The sequence below is a fragment of the Paenibacillus tundrae genome (assembly GCF_030812775.1).
Taxonomy (GTDB): Bacteria; Bacillota; Bacilli; order Paenibacillales; family Paenibacillaceae; genus Paenibacillus; species Paenibacillus tundrae_A.
On record NZ_JAUSTI010000004.1, the window covers coordinates 307,727 to 329,635 of the forward strand.

The 21,909-nt window shown below is 37.8% G+C and carries 26 protein-coding genes; 25 read left to right on the forward strand and 1 reads right to left on the reverse strand.

Features of this window, described 5'->3' with window-relative positions; genetic code table 11:
- The first annotated feature begins 688 nt into the window (after positions 1-688).
- From J2T19_RS09650 to J2T19_RS09685, 8 genes are all read left to right on the forward strand, one after another.
- On the forward strand, positions 689-2,731 hold the full coding sequence (locus J2T19_RS09650; protein WP_307215090.1) for a B12-binding domain-containing radical SAM protein: 2,043 nt from the start codon (positions 689-691) through the stop codon (positions 2,729-2,731).
- Positions 2,732-2,993: 262 nt separating this feature from the next.
- Entirely contained in the window at positions 2,994-3,398 is a 405-nt protein-coding gene (locus J2T19_RS09655; protein WP_307215092.1) for a tyrosine-type recombinase/integrase, read from the forward strand.
- Positions 3,361-3,798 carry a tyrosine-type recombinase/integrase gene (locus J2T19_RS09660; protein WP_307215094.1) on the forward strand — a complete coding sequence of 146 codons (438 nt, stop codon included), beginning with the start codon at positions 3,361-3,363 and terminating at the stop codon, positions 3,796-3,798. The genes J2T19_RS09655 and J2T19_RS09660 overlap by 38 nt, the downstream gene beginning before the upstream one ends.
- A 201-nt stretch (positions 3,799-3,999) precedes the next feature.
- Complete coding sequence (locus J2T19_RS09665) at positions 4,000-4,419, forward strand: hypothetical protein (protein ID WP_307215096.1); 420 nt, start codon at positions 4,000-4,002, stop codon at positions 4,417-4,419.
- Between the two features lie 184 nt (positions 4,420-4,603).
- Positions 4,604-5,311 carry a Type 1 glutamine amidotransferase-like domain-containing protein gene (locus tag J2T19_RS09670; protein ID WP_307215098.1) on the forward strand — a complete coding sequence of 236 codons (708 nt, stop codon included), beginning with the start codon at positions 4,604-4,606 and terminating at the stop codon, positions 5,309-5,311.
- 160 nt (positions 5,312-5,471) lie between these two features.
- The gene (locus tag J2T19_RS09675; RefSeq protein ID WP_307215099.1) at positions 5,472-6,326 is read left to right on the forward strand and encodes a DUF5677 domain-containing protein; all 855 of its coding nucleotides are present in this window, start codon (positions 5,472-5,474) and stop codon (positions 6,324-6,326) included.
- Between the two features lie 105 nt (positions 6,327-6,431).
- Entirely contained in the window at positions 6,432-7,736 is a 1,305-nt protein-coding gene (locus J2T19_RS09680) for a HEPN domain-containing protein (protein ID WP_307215101.1), read from the forward strand.
- A 167-nt stretch (positions 7,737-7,903) separates the two neighbouring features.
- The gene (locus J2T19_RS09685) at positions 7,904-8,611 is read left to right on the forward strand and encodes a GNAT family N-acetyltransferase (protein WP_307215103.1); all 708 of its coding nucleotides are present in this window, start codon (positions 7,904-7,906) and stop codon (positions 8,609-8,611) included.
- Between the two features lie 145 nt (positions 8,612-8,756).
- Here the strand turns inward: J2T19_RS09685 and J2T19_RS09690 are convergent, their stop codons facing one another.
- On the reverse strand, positions 8,757-9,650 hold the full coding sequence (locus J2T19_RS09690) for a hypothetical protein (protein ID WP_307215104.1): 894 nt from the start codon (positions 9,648-9,650) through the stop codon (positions 8,757-8,759).
- Positions 9,651-9,920: 270 nt separating this feature from the next.
- Between J2T19_RS09690 and J2T19_RS09695 the strand changes: the two genes are divergently transcribed.
- The 17 genes from J2T19_RS09695 (at position 9,921) to J2T19_RS09775 (ending at position 21,715) form a co-directional block, all read left to right on the forward strand.
- Positions 9,921-10,499 carry a DEAD/DEAH box helicase family protein gene (locus tag J2T19_RS09695; RefSeq protein ID WP_239294143.1) on the forward strand — a complete coding sequence of 193 codons (579 nt, stop codon included), beginning with the start codon at positions 9,921-9,923 and terminating at the stop codon, positions 10,497-10,499.
- A 321-nt stretch (positions 10,500-10,820) separates the two neighbouring features.
- Positions 10,821-11,495 (forward strand): hypothetical protein, encoded by a 675-nt coding sequence (locus tag J2T19_RS09700; protein ID WP_307215108.1) that lies wholly within the window; start codon positions 10,821-10,823, stop codon positions 11,493-11,495.
- A gap of 200 nt (positions 11,496-11,695) precedes the next feature.
- Positions 11,696-12,148: a hypothetical protein gene (locus J2T19_RS09705; RefSeq protein WP_307215110.1), complete on the forward strand. Its 453-nt coding sequence runs from the start codon at positions 11,696-11,698 to the stop codon at positions 12,146-12,148.
- Positions 12,149-12,424: 276 nt separating this feature from the next.
- Positions 12,425-12,748, forward strand: a complete 324-nt coding sequence (locus J2T19_RS09710) for a hypothetical protein (protein WP_307215111.1) — start codon at positions 12,425-12,427, stop codon at positions 12,746-12,748.
- Between the two features lie 265 nt (positions 12,749-13,013).
- Positions 13,014-14,255: a hypothetical protein gene (locus J2T19_RS09715; protein ID WP_307215113.1), complete on the forward strand. Its 1,242-nt coding sequence runs from the start codon at positions 13,014-13,016 to the stop codon at positions 14,253-14,255.
- 186 nt (positions 14,256-14,441) lie between these two features.
- Complete coding sequence (locus J2T19_RS09720) at positions 14,442-14,822, forward strand: hypothetical protein (protein WP_307215115.1); 381 nt, start codon at positions 14,442-14,444, stop codon at positions 14,820-14,822.
- A gap of 225 nt (positions 14,823-15,047) precedes the next feature.
- Positions 15,048-15,221: a DUF2281 domain-containing protein gene (locus J2T19_RS09725; protein ID WP_307215117.1), complete on the forward strand. Its 174-nt coding sequence runs from the start codon at positions 15,048-15,050 to the stop codon at positions 15,219-15,221.
- Positions 15,218-15,595: a type II toxin-antitoxin system death-on-curing family toxin gene (locus tag J2T19_RS09730; protein WP_307215119.1), complete on the forward strand. Its 378-nt coding sequence runs from the start codon at positions 15,218-15,220 to the stop codon at positions 15,593-15,595. Before J2T19_RS09725 ends, J2T19_RS09730 begins: the two co-directional genes overlap by 4 nt.
- Positions 15,596-15,811: 216 nt before the next feature.
- Entirely contained in the window at positions 15,812-16,078 is a 267-nt protein-coding gene (locus J2T19_RS09735) for a hypothetical protein (protein ID WP_307215121.1), read from the forward strand.
- A 33-nt stretch (positions 16,079-16,111) separates the two neighbouring features.
- Positions 16,112-16,516: a hypothetical protein gene (locus J2T19_RS09740; protein WP_307215123.1), complete on the forward strand. Its 405-nt coding sequence runs from the start codon at positions 16,112-16,114 to the stop codon at positions 16,514-16,516.
- A 168-nt stretch (positions 16,517-16,684) separates the two neighbouring features.
- Positions 16,685-17,224 (forward strand): hypothetical protein, encoded by a 540-nt coding sequence (locus J2T19_RS09745; protein ID WP_307215125.1) that lies wholly within the window; start codon positions 16,685-16,687, stop codon positions 17,222-17,224.
- Positions 17,225-17,448: 224 nt separating this feature from the next.
- On the forward strand, positions 17,449-17,751 hold the full coding sequence (locus J2T19_RS09750) for a GNAT family N-acetyltransferase (protein ID WP_307215341.1): 303 nt from the start codon (positions 17,449-17,451) through the stop codon (positions 17,749-17,751).
- A gap of 436 nt (positions 17,752-18,187) precedes the next feature.
- Positions 18,188-19,456 carry an FAD-binding protein gene (locus tag J2T19_RS09755; RefSeq protein WP_307215127.1) on the forward strand — a complete coding sequence of 423 codons (1,269 nt, stop codon included), beginning with the start codon at positions 18,188-18,190 and terminating at the stop codon, positions 19,454-19,456.
- Positions 19,457-20,063: 607 nt separating this feature from the next.
- The gene (locus tag J2T19_RS09760; protein WP_307215129.1) at positions 20,064-20,237 is read left to right on the forward strand and encodes a DUF2281 domain-containing protein; all 174 of its coding nucleotides are present in this window, start codon (positions 20,064-20,066) and stop codon (positions 20,235-20,237) included.
- Complete coding sequence (locus tag J2T19_RS09765; protein ID WP_307215130.1) at positions 20,234-20,611, forward strand: type II toxin-antitoxin system death-on-curing family toxin; 378 nt, start codon at positions 20,234-20,236, stop codon at positions 20,609-20,611. The genes J2T19_RS09760 and J2T19_RS09765 overlap by 4 nt, the downstream gene beginning before the upstream one ends.
- 205 nt (positions 20,612-20,816) lie before the next feature.
- Positions 20,817-21,314, forward strand: coding sequence for a DUF6933 domain-containing protein (locus tag J2T19_RS09770; protein WP_370874845.1), 498 nt, complete (start codon positions 20,817-20,819; stop codon positions 21,312-21,314).
- A gap of 149 nt (positions 21,315-21,463) precedes the next feature.
- On the forward strand, positions 21,464-21,715 hold the full coding sequence (locus tag J2T19_RS09775) for a DinB family protein (RefSeq protein WP_307215134.1): 252 nt from the start codon (positions 21,464-21,466) through the stop codon (positions 21,713-21,715).
- Positions 21,716-21,909: the final 194 nt, after the last annotated feature.

Below are 21,909 nucleotides of genomic sequence, written 5' to 3' on the forward strand. Positions count from 1 at the left end.
GTAATGAACACTGCTTGAGTTGCTGGAGCGATAAATGAATACTCCTGGTATTGCTTCGGTGGATAAATGAGTAATCAAGAGAATGCAACAGTTCTAAGTATGAGTATGAGTATGAGTATGAGTATGAGTATGAGTATGAGTATGAGTATGAGTATGAGTATGAGTATGAGTATGAGTATGGGGATGAGGTATGACTGCATGATCTAGTGGTCTAGCGGGCATAGAAGTGAATAAGTTTGGTAGTTGAGTTTGGTAATCAGGCTCGGTGTTCAGGGTTTGTAATTAAGTTGGTTATTTGATTTCAGTCTCTGAGTGATGGACAAATGGAGAAAGATTGTCTTTCATAAGGTGGACATTGTTGATCGAGAGCGTGTACCCAAGGGTGTACAGTATGTAGTTTGATTCGTTGTTGATTGGTCTATATGTTGTAGTTGGATGAGGCTGAGAGAAGGGTGTCTTTTTAAAAAGTGTGTCCACTCTTTGAAAGACAAAATCCAGATATGTCCATGAGGTGTGGAATAGTTGCCTGTGGAAGCTGAGGTATATGTATAATTAGTCGTGCAAGTGCAACGAAGATGTAGATAGCGGTACAGGTTTATTCTATGAGAAGGCATGGGCTTGGATGGCTGTGGAGCTTTACTTTTCCCAAAAAAATATGGTCTGGGTGTCCAGGCAAAGGTTGTGAACCATGAAGGTTATTCTTTCTACATTAAATGCAAAGTATATCCATACCTCGCTGGCTTTGCGTTGTCTTAAGGCGTACAGTGAGAAGGATTTTGATATTGATATCGCGGAGTATACGATCAAAGACCCGGTCATGAATATTGTGTCTGATCTGTACCAACGCGGTGCGGACGTGATTGGGTTCTCGTGTTATATCTGGAACATTGAAGAGACGATTAAGGTCATTGATAATCTGAAAAAGGTTATGCCTGACGTGAAAATTTTGCTGGGTGGCCCGGAAGTATCCTACGATACGGAATATTGGATGAACCGGATTCCTAATGTGGATTTCATCGTCATGGGTGAAGGCGAAGAGACGCTGCATCAGCTGTTGACGGAGCTTACGGGCAGTAAGAAGTTCCACTTTGTCTATGGACTAGCTTACCGCAAAGGGGAAGAGGTCATTCTCATGCCAGGACGCCCGAAGGCTGATCTAAACGATCTGCCGTCACCGCATCGATTTGAAGAGGATATCCCGGATCTCGGGAAGCGGGTTGTTTATTTTGAAACGAGTCGTGGTTGTCCATTCAGCTGTCAGTTCTGTCTGTCCAGTATTGAGGTCGGCGTGCGGTATTACGATATCGAGCGAACGAAGTCGGACATTCTGTACCTGATTGAGAAGGGTGCGAAGCTGATCAAGTTTGTAGATCGGACGTTTAACATTAAGCGGGATTACGCGCTGGAAATGTTCAAATTCCTGATTGAGAACCATCAGGGAACGGTGTTTCAGTTTGAAATTACCGCTGACATCATGCGTCCTGAGGTACTGGATTATCTGGCAGAGAATGCGCCGCCGGGCACGTTCCGTTTTGAAATCGGGGTACAGTCGACGAATGATCCAACGAATGAACTGGTGAAACGCCGTCAGAACTTTGCCAAGCTGAGCCGTACGGTGAACAAGGTAAAAGCCAGCGGCAAAATCGACCAGCATCTAGATCTCATTGCCGGACTACCGGAGGAAGATTACAATACGTTCCGTAAGACGTTTAACGATGTATTTGCTCTGGGGCCAGAAGAGCTTCAGCTTGGATTCCTCAAAATGTTGCGCGGTACGGGTCTGCGTCTCGATGCAGAGAAGTACAACTATACGTATATGGATCACGCGCCGTATGAGATTCTGGGCAGTGACGTGTTGCCGTTCAGCGACATCGTGCGCTTGAAGCGTCTGGAGGATGTGCTGGAGAAATATTGGAACGCACACCGGATGGATCATACGCTGAAGTATCTGATGGAGCAGGAGTTCAACTCGCCGTTTGATTTCTTCCAAGCGTTCGGGGATTACTGGGAAGGACAGGGCTGGCAGAAGATTGGTCACCAGTTGGAGGATCTATTCACCCGCCTGCATAGCTTCCTAGAGTCGCGGAACACGCCGCATATGGATATTGTGCTCGGTCTGATGAAGCTGGACTATTTCCTCGGTCACAAGTACAAGCCACGCAAAATCTGGTGGGAAGATCCGCTCCAGAAAGAGCAGTGGGCGCGCTATATGAAAACGCTGGCTGAACGTCCGGAAGACGTTCGTCTGCCACGTGTTGCCGGTGCCGCAGGCTCGGCATGGCTGGAAAGCAGCGGCACGGGTGCAAGTGCCGCTATGGGAACTTCGTCTGCTGCCGGGCAAGACTCTGCCGCAGATGCGGCGGGGTTGATCGGCAGTGATGGCGGGGATGCTGCGGCGCTGGCAACGCACGACGCGGTTGAGTCCGCCGCGGATGGAGCGGCGGACGGGGTTGGCGGCAACGCTTCGCGTGCGTTGCCGATGACCTCGGCCATGACCGCACAGACGGTCATGGGTGCCCGAGATTTCGCCGACCTTCGTCTCGGCGAAAAGGAACTGCAGAAGCACGCCGTATTGGACGTGCTTCCGTTCCGGCTTGAGCGGGTGCTTGCTGGCGCTAGCCCGCTTGCCGCGAAAGGCCGGACGCTGCTGGTCGTTGTGTACCAGCAGCATGAAGGGCAGCAGGCGCAGTATTACACGCTGTCGCTGGGAGAAGAAGCCGCTGCCATGTAGGTTGCAGCGGCAGGGGGAGCACCGCAATATCATTCACGCGGTGCATCTTCTTTGAGGTGCTGCCCATTGGGCGCAGCACCTCACCCTTACGCGGTTTGCCATTACACCAGCCGAGTTCCGTTCTACCTTTTATAACAGCATATATGATCCGAAAGTATCGGAAGGTCGTCTGATTCCCTAGGGGAGGAAGAAGGGCCTTCCTTTTTGTTTTTCAGAACGTTAGCCCAACTTAATCCATCCAAACGAAGGAGGTTTCCTATGAATGAACATGCTACGACCAAAGAGACGATTACGATATCAAAAGGTTCGTAATCAGATCGAACGCTTTCTGAGTAGCTGTCAAATTGAAAGTAAAGCTGTGACTACTTCAGTAGTTCAGACGTATTGTTTAGATTTACTTGAGCGAGGGATCTCCCATTCCAGTGTGAACCAGACGATCAGCGCGATTCGCTTCTATTGCAAACATGTACTCCATCATCCTACAGAGATCCAGTATGTTCGTCCCAAGAAGCAGACCAAGTTGCCCCAAGTATTGTCTGAAAAAGAAGTGGCTCATTTACTCATATCCGTAACTAATCTCAAGCATAAAACGATTTTGTTTCTCACGTATTCGTCTGGTCTTCGTGTAGGTGAAGTCGTTCGTCTACGTTGTAGCGATCTGTATTGAGCGCCAGACCCTTATTGTAAGACAGGGAAAAGGTCAGAAGGATCGAAGAACGCTACTCTCCCATCTAGCTTGGAAAATTGTGCAGGAATACATAAGCGAGTATAAACCCCAGCGATGGCTGTTTCCGGGACAATCTTCGGATCGGCATCTGACCGAGCGAAGTGTGCAAAAGGTCTTTGAGGAAGCTAGACAACACGCAGGTATTATGAAAAAGGTTAGTATTCATGTCTTACGACACTCTTTCGCCACGCATTTACTGGAAAATGGAACAGACCTGTGCTATATCCAGGAGCTGCTTGGTCACACGAGTGCACGAACAACCCAGCGATATACGCATGTGAGTACCAAGAATATTCAGCGTATTCAGAGCCCGCTGGATCGTCTTGATCTGGGAGACTGAGTGCTGCTATAAATCTACCTTTTTCGCCAAATTCTTCTTCGCAAATACCAATGCTTGGGGTATCATATACGTAGTCAGATATCAGCCAGGACATGTGATATTTACGAAGTACATAAATTAGATGTTATCGGAAATTAGTATAAACAAAGTTTAAAAACATAATGTTAAAGGAAGTGAAGGATGTTCTCAATCTGTTTCCAATTGGCTGGTTCAATAATTCTTGTTTGGACTTTTATCACTATCTCGCCAAGAGAAATTATTGCTTCCACGCGTGTTGTCCTTCCATATGGTAACGAGGATATTACGTCGAATAAAACTAAAGAAATAAAAACCAAATTATTTGAGAAGTATTTATCTATCACAGGAATATTGTATATAGCGATAGGATATTTAATTCAATTGATACAATATGATGAAGTCATTAATAATTGGATTTACAATTACAATCCTATAAACAAGATTATAAAATTTCAACTTGTAAGCGCGGCTTTGTTGAATACCGTCGCACTAATTGTAATTGCGTTATTGAGTTCTTTAGTATTAAGAACAGTTATTTTCAATAAACAAAAAAATAAAAAGCAGCTTTCTCCTACAGGAGAGATAAGAATATTTGATGAATGATTTTATGAGAAATTTGTAATAAAGGCATATACCAACATCCGATAACATAATATTCACGCTGCGGACATTCGTCCTTGGTCTGGCATTCGCCAGACACCCGACATATGTCGAGTCGTGAATACAGGAACGTTAGAAGAAATTGGCGCAAGTGCGTAACGATAATTATTTTAAGGGGATGAGAATCATGAAACAGATTATTGCAATGGGTGGCGGAGGCTTCTCAATGGAACCTGAGAATCCACTTTTAGATCAATACCTTTTAAAACAATCAAAATCTAATCAGCCAAAAGTTTGTTTTATTTCAACAGCAAGTGGAGATTCTGAAGGATATATACAGCGATTTTACCAATCTTTTAAGGATCATCATTGTTTACCTTCTCACTTGCCTCTGTTCAAAAACACACCAAAGGATATTGAAGATTTCGTAATGGACAAAGATATTTTTTATGTAGGCGGAGGAAATACAAGGAATTTACTTGTACTATGGAAAGAATGGGGATTAGATCAATACTTAAGAAGAGCGTGGGAGAACGGTATAATATTAGCTGGATTAAGTGCTGGATCAATTTGTTGGTTTGAAGAAGGGGTTACGGACTCTATACCAGGAGAGCTAACTCGGTTAGAATGTCTTGGTTTACTCAAAGGAAGTAATTGTCCTCATTATGATGGGGAAGTGAATCGAAGAGAAAGTTATCATCAATTATTAAGGGACAATAGAATAAATAATGGGATAGCCATGGATGATGGAGTAGCGGTTCATTATAAGGAAGACCAGATTTTTAAAGTCATTAGTTCAAGGCCAAATGCTAAAGCTTATCAAGTAACAATCGAAAATTATCAGGTCAAAGAAGTAGAAATTAGACCAACATTTTTAGGGAATATAGAATTGTAAGACAGATCAGAGAAGGCGCCAACATCTTCTAACATAATATTCACGCTTCGGACATTCGTCCTTGATCCGGCATTCGCCGGATACCCGACATGCGTCGGGTCGTGAATACAGGAACGTTATGTGAAAGAAATGAAAAAGCTTATTAATTTGGGGTGATATCATGGAGAAAGAAGAAAAACTCTCATTCATTAAAAGATTTATTGAGGAAGTAACTACTCATTTTCTTAAGGAAGAAAGTCCAATTATTATTCAAGAAGGTTATGAGAATGTACGGGATATTTTATTATTATATGCTAAGCAAACAAACTTGCTTAATGGATTAATTGTTCTGTTGGAAAATAATTATACAGAAGAATCCTATATACTTCTAAGATCACAAATTAATAATTACATGTTAATTGAATACTTATGTAATGATGATGCTTCTAAATCAAGATATAAAGAGTTTATAATGCAACCGCTTAAATCAGACTATAAGTTTCTGAGAGATCTGAAAAAAGCCATTGATAATGGATGGTATAGCGAAAGTGAATTTCCAGATAGGATTAATAAATTAAATAATGTAAGAAGTGAATTAAGAAGGAATGGATACGATTTAAATAATATAAGAAGTTTATCGCCTATTACTGTAGCAAACTTAGCAAGAGAAGATAAATTACAGTTTGGTATTTATATATCTTTATATAGAAAAGCTAGCAAACATGAGCATTCAGATCCGACTTCATTGGAAGTGTACCAATCACAAGTTTTAGAAGATTACTCTTCAAAGGTTTTGTTTAAGATGGATTTATCAAAATCAAATCCTGAAGATGAATTAGAAATTTTAACTATTGCAAGTGACGTGTACTTTTTAACTCTAGCACATTTAATAAAATATTTAACTCGAAGTCATTCCCAGTTGCTTGATAATTATGACAAAGCAAAATTGATAGAAATTGCAGCAAATGCCTCCATGCGTTATTCGTCAGTGAATAAAGAAGAGTTTATAAGAGATTTAATGAATAGGAAGGAATAGTTGCAAGTATATCAAGGGGTCATTTCCTTCACATAACATAATATTCACGCTGCGGACATTCGTCCTTGGCCCAGCATTCGCTGGACACTCCACATACGTCGAGTCGTGAATACAGGAACGTTAGATGAAATAAATTTGAAAGGGACGGATAAAATGACCAATAATGGCTTTAGCTTTCCGATAATAATGGGAATTACACTTGATCAAATAGAGTTTCAACTGCCCAAAGATATTTATATTCGATATATTAATGTCCACATGAGTGATAATGATAAGAATGTCTTGATAAAGTGGCAAGAAAGGGAAAGTATAACTGATCAAGAGTATGTTAGCTTAATCACAGATTCTTTTTATACTCCAAATCCTGAAAATATGAACAATGATAGTGTAGTTTCAGAAGGATTAGAAGGTTTATTACAAACATTTGGAGGAGATATAATTCAAACCGAAGAAGGGAATAAATTAGCTCTAATCGAAGATAAGATTCCGAAAATAAAGGCAACTGTATATGAAAATATTCTATTGAATATCTTAAAATCAGAGTATTCCATAATATTAGATGAATTATTCCCAGAATATAATGTGGATCTTAGTGAATGGAAAAGTACGTATGAAGATGATCTACAATCTCTAAATACAGCATTACGTACAGCATACCAATTTACATTAATAGGATATATTTATGGAGAAGTAGCTGATATATATGAATCATTTATAGATTATTTTCATTGTGAATTTAGAAAACGTTCAAAATTAGTGTCGAACATATGGAATACAAGAAAAGATAATACATCTATTTCGTATTTACCAATATTCGATAACTTCAGAAATTATAATATTTCGGATTCTCATTTTATTATTCAAGTTATCAATAGTATTTTTTCTTCCGAGGATATCGTTTTAAATGATAAGGAAGAAATAGAGAACAATCTGATTAAGCAAGCTGAAGAAGCGATCACTTATATTGATAACGATTCACAAGACTTGAGTAAAGATATCTTACAGCCTGTAATTACTAAAATTGTTAATCTACATAAGGCTGAGGCATTTTTAAATACAGCTAAAGTAAACTGTGAAAATGGGCAATATGATTCTTCAATCAATAGATGTTATTATTCTATGATGAGAGCTCTTAGAAGTCTTTTAGCACAGTATGGATTATTAAGCAATTGGAAAATAAATAGTATGAAGCCAGATGAAACTCATCAAAAATTAGAACAAACACTTAAGCATGAAATCATAAGAAAAAGAAAGCTATTGAAGAATCAATTTTATATTGATTTTAGAGACGTAAAGGAAAAAAGGTTATTAGCTGATTACAGTGACAAATATTTAGATACAATTATATGTATTGAATGCATATCAAAAGCTGAAAAGTTTTTTTATGAAATAAAGAAATTAATTAAGTAGTCGCAAGAAGAATTTACTTCATCTAACATAATATTCACGCTGTGTCTCCTCTCGGAGCCTTGGTCTGCAGATGGATTTCGGGTAGGGATTACAGCAGACAACCCCTGTGGGGTTCATGAATACAGGAACGTTAGGCGAAATACTTGAAAACTAAGGAGAATCCTAAAATGTATATTGAAATAGAAACAATTGAGAAGAAAGTTACTAAAATTGAATTTTCACCTCAAGTTGTATTGAATACATGTGGAAGAATGTTTGATTTTCCAGAAATGAGTTTCGACGAATGTACACCGATTTCCCACTCAGTTAGGCTTGTATATCCTCTTGATTTAATTGATATCGAACTTAATGGTCCTTTAACAGAGGATATTGAGAATCAAATCAAAGCTAAATACTATGTTGAAGATAATCAAATAATAATTGCGAGTCTTGATATTACAGAGTTTCCAGATGAATGGAGGTTGGAAATGGGGATGTCATGGTTTTATTGGCTAGATGCGTTGGATGGAGATCACGCAATAGTCGGTGAAAGAGCAAATCAAATAGTGGAAGAGGATATTTATGAAGATCACTTTGACTATGGAAGTTTGTACTACATACAGAGAGTAGATGTTCACCCGAATTTCAGGGGAGAGAAAATCGGAATAAAGTTGATTAACCATGCTTTCAAGTATTTATTAAGAAATGCCAATGGCATTGTCTTTTTGTTTGCAAAACCAATGCAGTCAACACTATCAAAAGCTCAAAGTAAATTTAATAGTTCCAGTAGGTTATCAAACTATTACAAGCATTGTGGATTTAAAAGAGCATCAAAAGAAAGAAGTAAAGCTATATTAATGGAAGTCCCAGTACATGAAATTAATTATGAGAGGTAACATGACCTTGTCTAACATAAATTCGCCTTTGGGTTCGGCAGTAGCTAAGAAGAAAGAAAGCGGAGTCGGCTGGGCATATCCGACTCTATTGAATAAGGTTGACTAATTTTCAGAAGAAATACTTGTAAAATCAGGACATCCAATATCATCGCATTTTTTTAATGATCTCTAAATGTACTTTTCTTAGACCGCCGTTTCTTTTATGTTTTTCTTCCAGATCTTTTTGTGAATGTGCTGGTCTTAGAAGAATAGCTCTACGTGCTACATAGCCATTACTGATGTAATAGTTAAATGTGACTAACGGTGCATTTGATCTTAAGATTATCTCAATAATTTTATATAATTTGTCGGGGTTTCTAGTAATCATTTTAAATGAATCTGAAAAGAAGAAGGGTTGTTTTCCTTCTTCAATACGCTCAAGTATTTCATTTAAAGTATGATTAATAGTGGGATCAATGCCACTTTGAACTTCAACGAATTGCTCCGGTTTACAAGTTGATTTTGAAAGTGAAATGTTAGATTTATCAACACAATGGGCTCCAAATTTAGCGAAATTGATACATTGACTAAGTTTTTGCATTGCATTCCAAGTAATTGGATACATCGTTTGAAGATTTTCAAAAGTATCACTTAATGGCTTTTTAATATTTTGGGATGATAAATTGTGATTTGAAAAGAAAGTGATGGCATCCGAAGTAATTATTTTGATCTGTTCATCAGTTATAAGAGGTTTTGTAGCACCAAGACTTTTTGCAGCAGCAATAGTACTTGAAAGATCCTCAAGAAGACTATTTCTAATACAAACAACAACAAGTGCTTTGGTATTAATATTAGCAGTAGGATTGTAGAAGGAAGCCTCCTCGATTCCATGGAGAAGTACCGTTGAACGGAAAATTTCATCGTTCCAACGGTGAAGTATTGAACATAATCTAGAATCGATATCTACCGAAATTTTTGAGATTGTATTTGAGTTTACACCTAATTTTATGAGAATAGGAATCAAATTATGAGTTATATAATGTTCCACTAAATTACCCAAGGTAACACCTCCATATAATTATGTCTACAATAAATATATCAGAGATTTCTAGGAAGCCAAGTACTTCGCCTAACATAATATTCACGCATCGGGCCATTCGGCCCTCGGACCGGCAGACGCTATTAGCAGAGAAGCAGAATCAGCCGGACACATCCATCTCCCTAAGATAAGAGCTATCTAAGGGAGATGGATGTCCTGAATACCTAAACGTTATAGGAAATCAGCGTTAGAGCATAAAGACGAAAATTCTTTAGTAAGCAGGTGAAGACTTTGAACATCGATTTTATTATTCTCCACGGTTCGCCTGGGAATGGAAAGACAACATTGTCCCAGAGATTACATGAACACTTTAGGACTCCATATTTTGAATTTGGTTGGATTCCAGAATTTCGCGCTCTAGCACCTTCAGTTCAGATCACTCAAAAAGAAGAAGAACAATTAGCATTTGAGAATTTGATGTTGGTCGTAAAAAACTATAATCGTCATGGGTTTAAGCATATTATTATTACAGATCTTAATGATATTAGAATGTTGGATATTCCTAAAGAATTTGAAGGGTATAACTATACTATTTTGACACTTTGTAGTGATCAAGATGAAGTGATTAAATATAGAATTCTAAATAGAGATAACGGGAATAGTTACACTGATTGGGAAACTTCTATAAAAATGAACTCCCTCATTAGGGGAAGGAACAAACTCCCGAATGAATATCGAATAGTAAATTCAAGTAGTGATGTAGAAACTACATTTCAAGAAATATTGAAAGTGTTGGAAAAGCATGTGCCATCAAGAACTAATAAAATTGATGTGAGAGAAGATGATTTTTATAGTTATATTACCACTTGAATGAATCTGTGGGTGAATCAATCAATTATAGATACGTCACAAAGACATATAAATTATTCAACACTAGGTAGAGGAAATCTTTCAGGTCTTCAAAGCATAATAAATGAAATGAAATCTTAGAGTATGTAGCAGTTACAAAGAAGTCGTTGACATCCTATAACATAATATTCACGCTGCGGCTCTGATGGAGCCTTGGTATGCGGAGGGATTTCGGAGATGCATTTCAGCAGACAACCCTTCGGGATTCATGAATACAGGAACGTTATAGGAAATCAACTTCAAAAAACTGTAAGGCAAAATAATATTGAGGTGCATATTTGTATGAATAAAAAGTTGATTATTTTAGGTTTGATTTTTTTAACGGTATTTCCTTTTGTAATTAATGTAGCTTTGATGGGATGGAATACCTCATTGACACATGGCACTACCGAATCATGGATAGGTTTTTTTGCCAGTTACGCTGGAGGGGTTTTTGGTGGTGTTATTGGTGGTCTATTTACTTACTTAGGTGTTAAACAAACAATTAGTACACAGGTGCGGCAAAAATATATTGATGAATTTCCAGAGAAGACCAATTTGCTTATGGGAACTGTATTTGAACTTAAAAAACAACATGATTTTTTCAGCCATAATGAACATTTTATTAAAGGATATGGGTCGTTTGAAAATCCATCAAGGTATTTTGACTCAATTTCACTTTTAATTAATGAATCAGCAGAAAAGGGTATTAAAATAGATGCCACCCTTTATGAGAATATGAAAGAAATCAGGAATAGGAAAGATAAGCTTCTTCTTAAGTCAGTTAACAATCCATTGATTTCACTTAAAATTGCTGACGATGAATTTGGAACAAATGAGCGAACTCCTTTAGAAACCATCAAATTAAGGGAAGAAATACAAGCTGAAATGAATATTATATTAATGGATTTAATAAACATTTTGGAAAAGCAACTAAGTAAGATGGAAAAAGTACTCAAAAGATATGTGGGTAATTAATTTGAGTGTATTTCTAAGAAGAAGTTGACATCCTATAACATAATATTCACGCTGCGGGCATATGCCCTTGATCCGGCATTCGCCAGATACTCGACATACGTCGAGTCGTGAATACAGGAACGTTATGTGAAATAACGGGAATAGTACTGGACTTAAAATTTATTTGTCGTAGAAATTTAGTGTTCGAGGAGAAGGCGAGTATGAATAGAATATCCAACTTATCTAGTGGATTGATTGGTGCAGTAGTAGGGGCAGTCATAGGAATTGCTGGAACATTACTTGTGTTTTATATAACTCTATATTTTAATTTTGCAGTTGATAGCGAAGCAGCAAAGATGGAATTAGAAAATGCTGTTCAACTAATTAACACTTATAAAAGTGACTCAATAGGTCCAAGATATAAACTATTAAATACTGAAATTGCATGGAAGACAGTGTTGCTTAACGTTAATAGTAAGGATTTTAATGAAATGTACTATGAATTAATAAAAATAGATTTATTAAGGGATATGATTATTAATGCTAGTAATGAAAATGAGAAGAATAAGTTAATTGAAGAATATAGTAGTGCTATAAATCTTATTAAGAAACAAACAAATTTTGAAGAGCAATTAGGACATTTAGAACAAATAAATAATAATAGGTTTGAATGATTATGATTCTAAGTCGTTACCTCACATAACAACATGTTCACGCATCGTCGCTATTGCTCCTCGGGTCCGGCAGAAGTGGAGGAGCAAGGAAGCGGATTCGGCCGGACAACCCTGCAAGCCTAAGTCTGACGACCTGTTCCCGTTGGTCACTTAAGGCTTTCGGGCTCGTGAACAAAAAACGTTAGACGAAATCTTACCAAAGTGAGAGAAGTCATAAAGAAAAGGTTATGAAGCTCTTTATTCTTACTTCTCAAGCAAAGGCAGGTAGGAAAAACAATGGAAGATATTATTTATGATTATTACGAGTTGTTATACAGTCAGAGATTAGAAGAGTCTCAAGAGCTTTTGGATTGGAATAACAAGGAAGCAAGTATTATTGAATACTTCTCTACGATGAATAAGATAGCAACGAATCATAAGATAAAGCGAATTAAAGATCTAGTTATAACTACGATCAACGAGACTGATCATAGAGGGGAAGCCGTTGTAAACATTATTTATGAAGACGAAGATCAAAAAGAAATTATAGAAGTGAATTGGATAAAGGGCATTCAAAGCGTACAAGGAGAATGGAAAATCACATCGATAAGAAGAGAGTAAGTATAAGAAGAAGTAAGCCTATCGAAAAGAGTAAGACTCCGTCTAACATAATATTCACGCTGCGGGCATACGCCCTTGGCCCGGCATTCGCCGGCCACCCAGCATACGCTGGGTCGTGAATACAGGAACGTTGTGCGAAACCTTTTAAAATCTAAAATCAACAAGAGTGTGAAAAAAGATTTTTGAAAGTGTTTAGAATTTTAATTTGTTAAAGTTAGTTAAATGATTTTTAGGATTCGTTAAACAAATATTGGAGGTAATCAATTTGAATTTTCAATTATATGATGAGTTGTTTAACAGAGACAATTACCCTGCATTTTCACCAAAAGACTACTTGCCTATGGATAATAAAATGTGTGTTTGTCTAAGTGGAGATTTGTATGAAAATTGCTGTAAAAAAGAAGTTGAAGACGCGAAAATTAATAGGAAAATAGATCCTTATGCAAATGAGATACTGGAAAAGACATATTCTAAAAAAGATAAAAAATTATTAAGTTATATTACAGAAGATAAATCTCTTAATAAAAAGAATATTAGCTACTGCGCTGCTAATAAGGTATTTGGCGATTGTGATAATAAGAATCACATGAGACGATCTCATACTCTCGCTAGAGGGATTGTTTTAAAAAACCTAAGTGGTGGTGAAAAAGTAATTCGATTCAATGACCATAAAATTAATTCAGAACAAGACAAAGAAGCTTTTTTTAATACGATAGGGAAAAGTGGTTACTCTGAGGTTGATATTGAAGACGCAAGCGTTACAGTTTCTTTTTGTAAAAAGCACGATATAGAACTTTTCTCTTCGATCGAAACAGACGGAAATGGGAACTATTCAGGGAATAATATTCAAAACTTAGAGTATGCTTTGAAATCGATTAGTTTTGACATATATTACAACATAATGAATATTAAATTTCTTTCGGAATTAATTAAAGAAACTAAATATGTTGCTTTTAATCCGGACGGATCCAATTCTTCTTTTTTTCAGGATTACAACTTACGAGTGAATTCATTATTTGACTTGTATCCTCTTATGTTGAAGGTACTGGAGGAACTTAAACTACTTCTAGCTGATAATAAAGAACCTAGTTTAGAAACAGTATCTTTTGAGTTGCCATTAAGTAAAGTGAATTTTTCTCTTTCAGAAATTATGATTATTGATGATACAATTTGCTTTGCAAATTGTATCAATGCTGGAAAACCATATATTATTATTTCTTATTATAAAAACAATGAAAGGATCGCTAGTCTTGATAAATGGAAGGAACAATACAATTTGAATCAGTCTAACAAAATAGGGGAACTTAAAAGCTTATGGCCTCTAATTAAAGGAAAATTTCTAATCAATGCTCAAAACATATATTTTAACAAGGAAGCATTTGATAAATTATCTGATCTTACAAAAGGATACCTGTACGTAATCCATAGAGAAGGCACTAAAGATATACCAGATAAAGTACAAGTTGAATGTGATGAAGAATTAATGAGAATCTTGTATGGTTTGTAGTGCAAGTAAAACTACTGATGGAACAAGGACTGAAAGCTAAGGCATCGCATAACATAATATTCACGCTGCGGGCATACGCCCTTGATCCGGCATTTGCCGGACACTCGACATGCGTCGAGTCGTGAATACAGGAACGTTATATGAAAGATGGAAATTGCGTAAGAAACCGAAAAGGAGCTATATATGATGAAACTAAAAGGAACAGCGACAGAAGAAGCTTATCGCGCTGAACTTCAACGTACATATGACTATATTTTTAATACGGAAGACGGAAGGATTCTTCATCAAACAATAATGGAAAAGGTAGAAGATTTTCAAACGGCTTATATAATAGATTGGATTCCAGATCAAGGAGGAGATTTTTTTAAGTTAATCGTTAATGGAGAGATGCTTGTATTGATAGAAATTGAAGAAGAAATAGATTTTTTGACAAAAGATATAATTAAAAAAGTTATTAGTTACGAGAGCCAATCAATTAAGACCTATAAAAAAGAGCTAAGTAAGACAAACCAAATTAAACTTGAAGTAGCAATTGATTTATGTCAAACAGATATGAATAAGAGTTAATAGGTGAATGTAATTCAGGAAGACCATCCATCACATAACATAATATTCACGCTGCAGGCATACGCCCTTGGCTCGGCATACGCCGGACACTCGACATACGTCGAGTCGTGAATACAGGAACGTTAGATGAGATAGCCGCAAAACCAAACAACATTGGAAACGGATGTTAAGTCCACTCAAACTTTAGTGTATAATAAAAACAAAGAAGTGTAGGAGGTATGCAGAATGAGTATTGAAGAGAAACTTATTCAAGACTTTTTGACATTGCCTGATGACAAGAAAATTGAAGTGATTGATTTTGTTGAATTTCTAAAGAATCGTAATAATAAGCAAATGGATTCGCTCATGGACGATATTATAACCGAAAATATTGAGGCACTTAGGGAATTATCGAAATGAAGTATCTTAGTCTGGAACAAATTCTTCAATTCCATACTAAGATTATTAAGGCAACAGGCGGCTCCGATGGAGTTAGAGATCTTGGGCTAATTGAAAGTGCTCTTAAGAAAGCAGAAGCAACTTTTGATGGACAGGAACTTTACGAAGGAAATAAAAAGAAAATATCTGTTACTACATTTGCTCTAATAAAGAATCATGGATTTATTGACGGGAATAAACGTATAGGGGTAGCAACTATGCTGCTTTTATTACGTCTAAATGATATTTCTCTAAAGTATGAGCAAGAAGAATTAGTTGAATTGGGATTGAATACCGCAGAAGGTGAATTCACAGAAGAGAACATACAAAAGTGGATAGAAGTGCATCAAGTGTAAAATTGGCTTGATGTTCTTTTTTTTGTAAGAACAACTGAAGGTATTTCAAAGTAGGCGTCTACACCATGTAACATTATATTCAAGCTTCGACTCCTTCGGAGTCTTGGTCTGCGGGAAGGGATTCGTAGAAGCATTTCAGCAGACAACCCCTTCAGGGTTCATGAATACAGGAACGTTAGGTGAAATTGCTAAGCAAAATTTTAAGGAGGAAATAAATTGTTAAAGCATAAAGTTAATCTTCTTGGAGTAGAAGCAGTAAAAAATATTAAGGAATTAACTATATTTGCAGAAGCATCTAAATTCATCTATAAGGAATTTATGAATTCCGCTAATAACATAAATGAAGATGATTTTAGTCTACAGATAAATTTTGATGTCACAATTAAAGACATTGTTAAACAAATCGAAGACGATACATTAACTACAAAGTTATATGAGAGTGTGATTATAAGAGCTTATGGAATACTTGAGATATACATTTAAGGGATCACTAACCTTTTGGTAAATAAGTACCCTTTGAAATATGTGAAAAACACACCAGGGATAAAACTGCATGATATATTCAATGCTAATATTCAAGAAATGAAGCAAAAACATATAGATAATACAGTGAATAAATTAATTAGAAATAAAAATATGTATGAAGTCTATAACATTCTTGCTTCACCTCATAATTTAGACAATAGTGAAACTACTTCTTTCAAAATGGCGGTTAACGATATATATGCATTAAGAAATTTAATAGCGCATAAAAATGGTATAATTGATTCTAAGTTTCTTGATTTGTACAGTGAGAATAAAGAATTAATTGTAGGAGAAAAATTAAAAATAGAGTATAAACACATGACTACTACTGTTAATAAACTGTATAGGTTTATGGAATCAATACATAATGCAATGCTAAAAAAAGAATGGTTGTAGTTATTCAAAGGAGTCAGTAACATCACCTAACATAATATTCAAGCCGCGGCTCCTTTGAAGCCTTGGTCTGCGAGGATGAATTTCGAAGAGGGATTTCAGCAGACAACCCCTTCGGGGTTCGTGAATACAGAAACGTTAGGCGAAAGGCTTTAAACAAGGAGAATTTCAATGAAGATAGAACTTAATAAAGAATTTGCTTGTAAGCTGAGTATCATACTTGAGAGTCAATTGATTTGGTATAAGCATTTCCAACTCTTTTGTGATGATATCATTCTTGAATATACAAAGCCACCTTATTGGATCATTGAATTAGCAACGGCGCGCTTTCAACCAAGCGCTATTGAAATCGTTCATAAATACATTAATTCTGAACCATTTATTGATGTGTATAAGAGCAAATTATTTGATCAGTATATTGCTTGTTTGTACTTAAGGTACGATAGAAGAGAAATATCTTGGGCTAATTTTTTGTTTTCATCTGGACAGTATGCTGATGGATGTCAGGCTGTAAAAGAAGATTGTGAATATTTTTATGAACTATTGAATGAGTATGAAAATTCTGAATTTGATATAAACATCGAGTACAAGCAAAAAGAAGAAATAGAGAGTAAATTCAATGAAGAAATTAAAGAGATAGAAGTTATTTATGAGATATTCAAAGATTATTTTAAACAGTTCGTCATTAAAGAGAAAAGTACATCGTCGTAGATTATACAAAGAAGTAAGCCCATCGCCTAACATAATATTCAAGCTAGGTCTCCTTCCAAGACTTGGTCTGCTGGATGCATTTCGAGGAGGGAATCGGCAGACAACCCCGTTGGGGTTCATGAATACAGGAACGTTATAAGAAATCCCACAAACCAAACAATTAAACCAAGTAGGAAGGAAGAGCAAAATAGAGACTGCCCTTAGATGGTTTTGTACGAAAAGGAATTGAATATAAGGGTGAACTCATTGGCTATACGGACCTGGCTTACATAAAAGATCAGAGAGCAGAATTGGTAATTGCAATAGGTGTAAGCCAATACAGGGGGAAAGGCATAGGGTTTGAAGCGAGCAGAAAAATGATGGAATATGGATTGAAGGAATTTGGAATCAATTTATTTCATGCAGAAACAAATGAGTATAATATGGCCTCTAGAAGACTGCTCGAAAAGCTAGGTTATAAAGAAATAGGAAGAGAAGGGCAGCTGATCCAGTATGAATATAAAGTAGAAAACTATAAAAAGGTATAGACATTCAAAGAAAGAGGGACATCTTATAACATCATATTCACGCTGCGGACATTCGTCCTTGGCTCGGCATGCGCCAGACACTCGACATACGTCGAGTCGCGAATACAGGAACGTTATACGTAATTACTAAGAGCTGATTAAAATCGTTTGAATGACGAGCCATTCTTAAATAACGAGCCCTTCGATCGGCTCGAAGAAGACGAATTGAATAAGTAAAATAGGGAATCAAAAAACAGATAAGAAACAGATAAAGGTAGAAATGTTAAAGACGGTGTTGGCTTTAAAGCAGGACGCCATTTCTGCGGCAGCGAATTGAAGCGTGGAAACGGTTTATCTTAAATAGGTAAAGACTAGGCCATTAAAAAGGGTAAGGTTAGAAATGACGCTCGGATTTTTAAAGAAGCACTTTATTATTTGAAACTTGGGAGGACCTCGAATGAGTTATCAAAATTGGGCCGGCAACTTTACTTACGGCGCGACCGAAATGATCTGTCCCGAAAGCGTGGAGCACCTGCAGCAGTTGGTCAAAGAGCATCGGAAAATCAAGGTTTCGGGCAGCGGCCATACGTTTAATGCGATCACGGATACGAACGGGATCTTCGTTTCGCTGAGGCATTGGAACCGCATGTTGGCCTTAAACGAAGAACGCGGCACGGTAACGGTCGAAGGAGGGATCACGTACGGGGAACTATGCGCGGAGCTCGCTCTGACCGATTATGCGCTTCATAATCTGGCATCGCTTCCTCATATCAAGGTTGCCGGCGCCGCCGCTACGGCCACCCATGGTTCAGGCAGCCGTAACGGAAGCTTGGCGGCAGCGGTGGAAGGTATCGAACTGGTCGACGGGAACGGAGAGCTGCATACATTCAGCCGCGGCGATGCGGAATTCGCTGGCGTCGTCGTGAACCTCGGCGCGCTCGGCATCGTGACGAAGCTGACGCTGAACGTCGTGCCGGCTTATTCCATCAGACAGTTCGTTTATGAGAATCTGCCGCTTTCGCAGCTTGAAGAAAACGCGGAGGGCATCTTTACGGGCGCTTACAGCGTAAGTTTGTTCACGGATTGGCAGCAGCCGAGATTTCATCAGGTATGGACAAAATGCCGGGAAGAAGATGGCGCAAGCTATGCCGGACATGCGGACTATTACGGAGCGCTGCCTGCGACGGCCCCTGTGCATCCGCTACCGAACATGCATGCGGAAAACTGCACGGAGCAGCTCGGTAAGCCGGGGATGTGGCATGAGCGACTCGCGCATTTCCGTATGGAATTTACGCCGAGTGCCGGCAAAGAGCTGCAGAGCGAATACTTGATGCCGCGGGAGCATGTATATGAAGCGGCGCTTGCCGTTCACCGGCTGCGGGAGCATCTTGCGCCGATTTTGTTCGTTAGCGAATTGCGCACGATCGCTGCGGACGATTTATGGCTGAGCCCTTTTTGCGATCAATCTTCGGTGGCGTTTCACTTCACTTGGCGGGACGACTGGCAGGAGGTCGAGCGCGTGCTTCCGCTGCTGGAAGCAGCGCTGGCGCCGTTTCACGCACGTCCGCATTGGGGCAAACTGTTTACGGTACCGGCCGATGTCCTGCAGGGACAATTCGACAAGCTGCCGCCGTTTCGGAAGTTGATCGACAAGTATGACCCTAACGGAAAATTCAGCAATGCGTTTCTGGATACTTATGTTCGTCCAGCCCGGACGTCACGTTGAGGCTGGACGAGGCTTTCGGGAGATGAATAGGCTGCCGAAAGCCTCGTCCCGCGTGAGACGAGGCAGCAGCCTTTTTTTCGTCATATCGCAGAGTGGATTCCGGCAGTCCGAAATGCGCCGCCGCTTCCCCGATAGATCGATCTGCTGGATGCATAATGGAGGCCTCCAAAATTGAGCATTTTATGTCGACTTCCTCATCTTCGGACTTAAAACATAGTTGAAGTCAAGCCGCGATTTCATCAGAATTTTTGTGAAGGACGGAAGGGAGCGAACATTCGGATTCCCTAGCCATTTCTACAATTAGAGTATCTCAAGGAGGAAATGTAATATGGGAAAGGCATTTAAAAACAAGAGGGTCATTTTAGAGATTACTGAATAAAACCATATTATAAAAATTAAAGGCAGGGACATCTTATAACATAATATTCACGCTGCGGCCATTCGTCCTTGGTCCAGCATTCGCTGGACACTCGACATACGTCGAGTCGTGAATACAGGAACGTTAGATGAAATAGCCGCAAAACCAAATAAACATTAGAAACGGATGTTAAGTCCACTCAAACTTTAGTGTATAATAAAAAACAAAGAAGTGTAGGAGGTATGCAGAGTGAGTATTGAAGAGAAACTTATTCAAGACTTTTTGACATTGCCTGATGACAAGAAAATTGAAGTGATTGATTTTGTTGAATTCCTAAAGAATCGTAGTAATAAGCAAATGGATTCGCTCATGGACGATATTATAAATGATAATATTGAGGCACTTAGGGAATTATCGAAATGAAGTGCCTTAGTCTTGAACAAATTCTTCTATTACATACTAAGATTATTAAGTCAACGGGTGGTTCCGATGGGGTTAGAGATCTTGGGCTAATTGAAAGTGCTCTTAAGAAAGCAGAAGCAACTTTTGATGGACAGGAACTTTACGAAGGAAATATAAAGAAAATATCTGTTACTACATTTGCTCTAATAAAGAATGATGGATTTATTGACGGGAATAAACGTATAGGGGTTGCAATTATGCTACTTTTATTACGTTTAAATGAGATTTCTGTAAAGTATGAGCAAGCAGAATTAGTTGAACTGGGATTGAAGACCGCAGCAGGTGAATTCACAGAAGAGAACATACAACAGTGGATAGAAGAGCATCAAGTGTAACATTGGCTTGATGTTCTTTTTTGTAAGAACAACTGAAGGTATTTCAAAGTAGGCAGCTACACCATCTAACATTATATTCAAGCAGTGGCTCCTAACGGAGCCTTGGTCTGCTGGATGGATTTCAGAGGAGCATTTCAGCAGACACACCGTTGGAGTTCGTGAATACAGGAACGTTAGATGAAATAGACTGTGAAAGGAAATATATATGATAACAATCTCATGTACCAAGAAGCTATTTGATTCTAGCTCTTTTATCGAAGAACAAGACAATGAATTAGAGAATGAACTCTACAAATGGCATGCCAATGTATTTCGAATGGCTAAAAAGAATAACTTAATTATTATGAATAATAAGACGAGGTATTGCTTCATTTTGTTTGGAATAAAGAAGGAACATTATAAGAACTTTAAAGAGATATTTCTCAATTCACTTATAGAAAACTTAAAGGCGGAAGGAATCTCTGAAAACTTAATTAACAACTACATTAGTAATGCGAACAGTATGAAGTTCATCAAAACGTATGATAGAAGTGTCCTTGGATCAATGACAGATATGGTTAAAATGACTGAATTCATGATTGAGGATTATTTACCAATACAAGAAATGAATATCATCGAATTAAATAAAATAAACAACGGCACTCCATTAGTAAAGCTAAAAAAATTTCCAAATCAATTTATGAAGGAGGCTCTTAGTATTTGAGCCTAAAGTTACGTCGTTTAAACTCAAATTCACGTTGCGGGCAATCGTCCTTGATCTGGCGTATGCTGGCCACCTGACATATATCGGGTCTGAACGAACAAACGTTATGGGGAATCCATGTAAAGTCCATTCAGGAGGGATTAAAGAAGATGAATAAGAAACTATTAGACCAGTTTGAAGATTTCAATGAATTTGTAAAATTAATTGATGATATAACTTGGGAAAAGCCGATCTCTCCTGGAAAGTGGACGGTGAAGGAAGTTGTGGCACATCTGTGGAACTGGGATACCTATACTTTAAATACGATGCTTCCAAACATAAAAGATCAAGTGAAACTACCAGGGTTCGTCGATCATGATACTCATAATTTAAAAGCGATAGAGAAGGCTAAGGAATTTTAAAGACAGAGAAAGTATGATTAAAACGTTTATTGAAACTCGAACTCATTTAGTAAACCATTTTCATAAGGTAGATCATTCAGAAATTCGATTTTTTATAGGTAATGATAAACGACCTTATACATATGAAAGATATTTAAAAATATTCTTACATCATGATGAACATCATAAGAAACAAATAGAAAACCTATTAGGAT

Bases quoted from the DNA above. Each gene is read 5' to 3' on its own strand.
- J2T19_RS09650 (WP_307215090.1), top strand. From the start codon at position 689: ATGAAGGTTATTCTTTCTACATTAAATGCAAAGTATATCCATACCTCG.
- J2T19_RS09655 (WP_307215092.1), top strand. From the start codon at position 2,994: ATGAACATGCTACGACCAAAGAGACGATTACGATATCAAAAGGTTCGT.
- J2T19_RS09670 (WP_307215098.1), top strand. From the start codon at position 4,604: ATGAAACAGATTATTGCAATGGGTGGCGGAGGCTTCTCAATGGAACCT.
- J2T19_RS09675 (WP_307215099.1), top strand. From the start codon at position 5,472: ATGGAGAAAGAAGAAAAACTCTCATTCATTAAAAGATTTATTGAGGAA.
- J2T19_RS09685 (WP_307215103.1), top strand. From the start codon at position 7,904: ATGTATATTGAAATAGAAACAATTGAGAAGAAAGTTACTAAAATTGAA.
- J2T19_RS09700 (WP_307215108.1), top strand. From the start codon at position 10,821: ATGAATAAAAAGTTGATTATTTTAGGTTTGATTTTTTTAACGGTATTT.
- J2T19_RS09705 (WP_307215110.1), top strand. From the start codon at position 11,696: ATGAATAGAATATCCAACTTATCTAGTGGATTGATTGGTGCAGTAGTA.
- J2T19_RS09710 (WP_307215111.1), top strand. From the start codon at position 12,425: ATGGAAGATATTATTTATGATTATTACGAGTTGTTATACAGTCAGAGA.
- J2T19_RS09720 (WP_307215115.1), top strand. From the start codon at position 14,442: ATGAAACTAAAAGGAACAGCGACAGAAGAAGCTTATCGCGCTGAACTT.
- J2T19_RS09725 (WP_307215117.1), top strand. From the start codon at position 15,048: ATGAGTATTGAAGAGAAACTTATTCAAGACTTTTTGACATTGCCTGAT.
- J2T19_RS09730 (WP_307215119.1), top strand. From the start codon at position 15,218: ATGAAGTATCTTAGTCTGGAACAAATTCTTCAATTCCATACTAAGATT.
- J2T19_RS09745 (WP_307215125.1), top strand. From the start codon at position 16,685: ATGAAGATAGAACTTAATAAAGAATTTGCTTGTAAGCTGAGTATCATA.
- J2T19_RS09755 (WP_307215127.1), top strand. From the start codon at position 18,188: ATGAGTTATCAAAATTGGGCCGGCAACTTTACTTACGGCGCGACCGAA.
- J2T19_RS09765 (WP_307215130.1), top strand. From the start codon at position 20,234: ATGAAGTGCCTTAGTCTTGAACAAATTCTTCTATTACATACTAAGATT.
- J2T19_RS09770 (WP_370874845.1), top strand. From the start codon at position 20,817: ATGATAACAATCTCATGTACCAAGAAGCTATTTGATTCTAGCTCTTTT.
- J2T19_RS09775 (WP_307215134.1), top strand. From the start codon at position 21,464: ATGAATAAGAAACTATTAGACCAGTTTGAAGATTTCAATGAATTTGTA.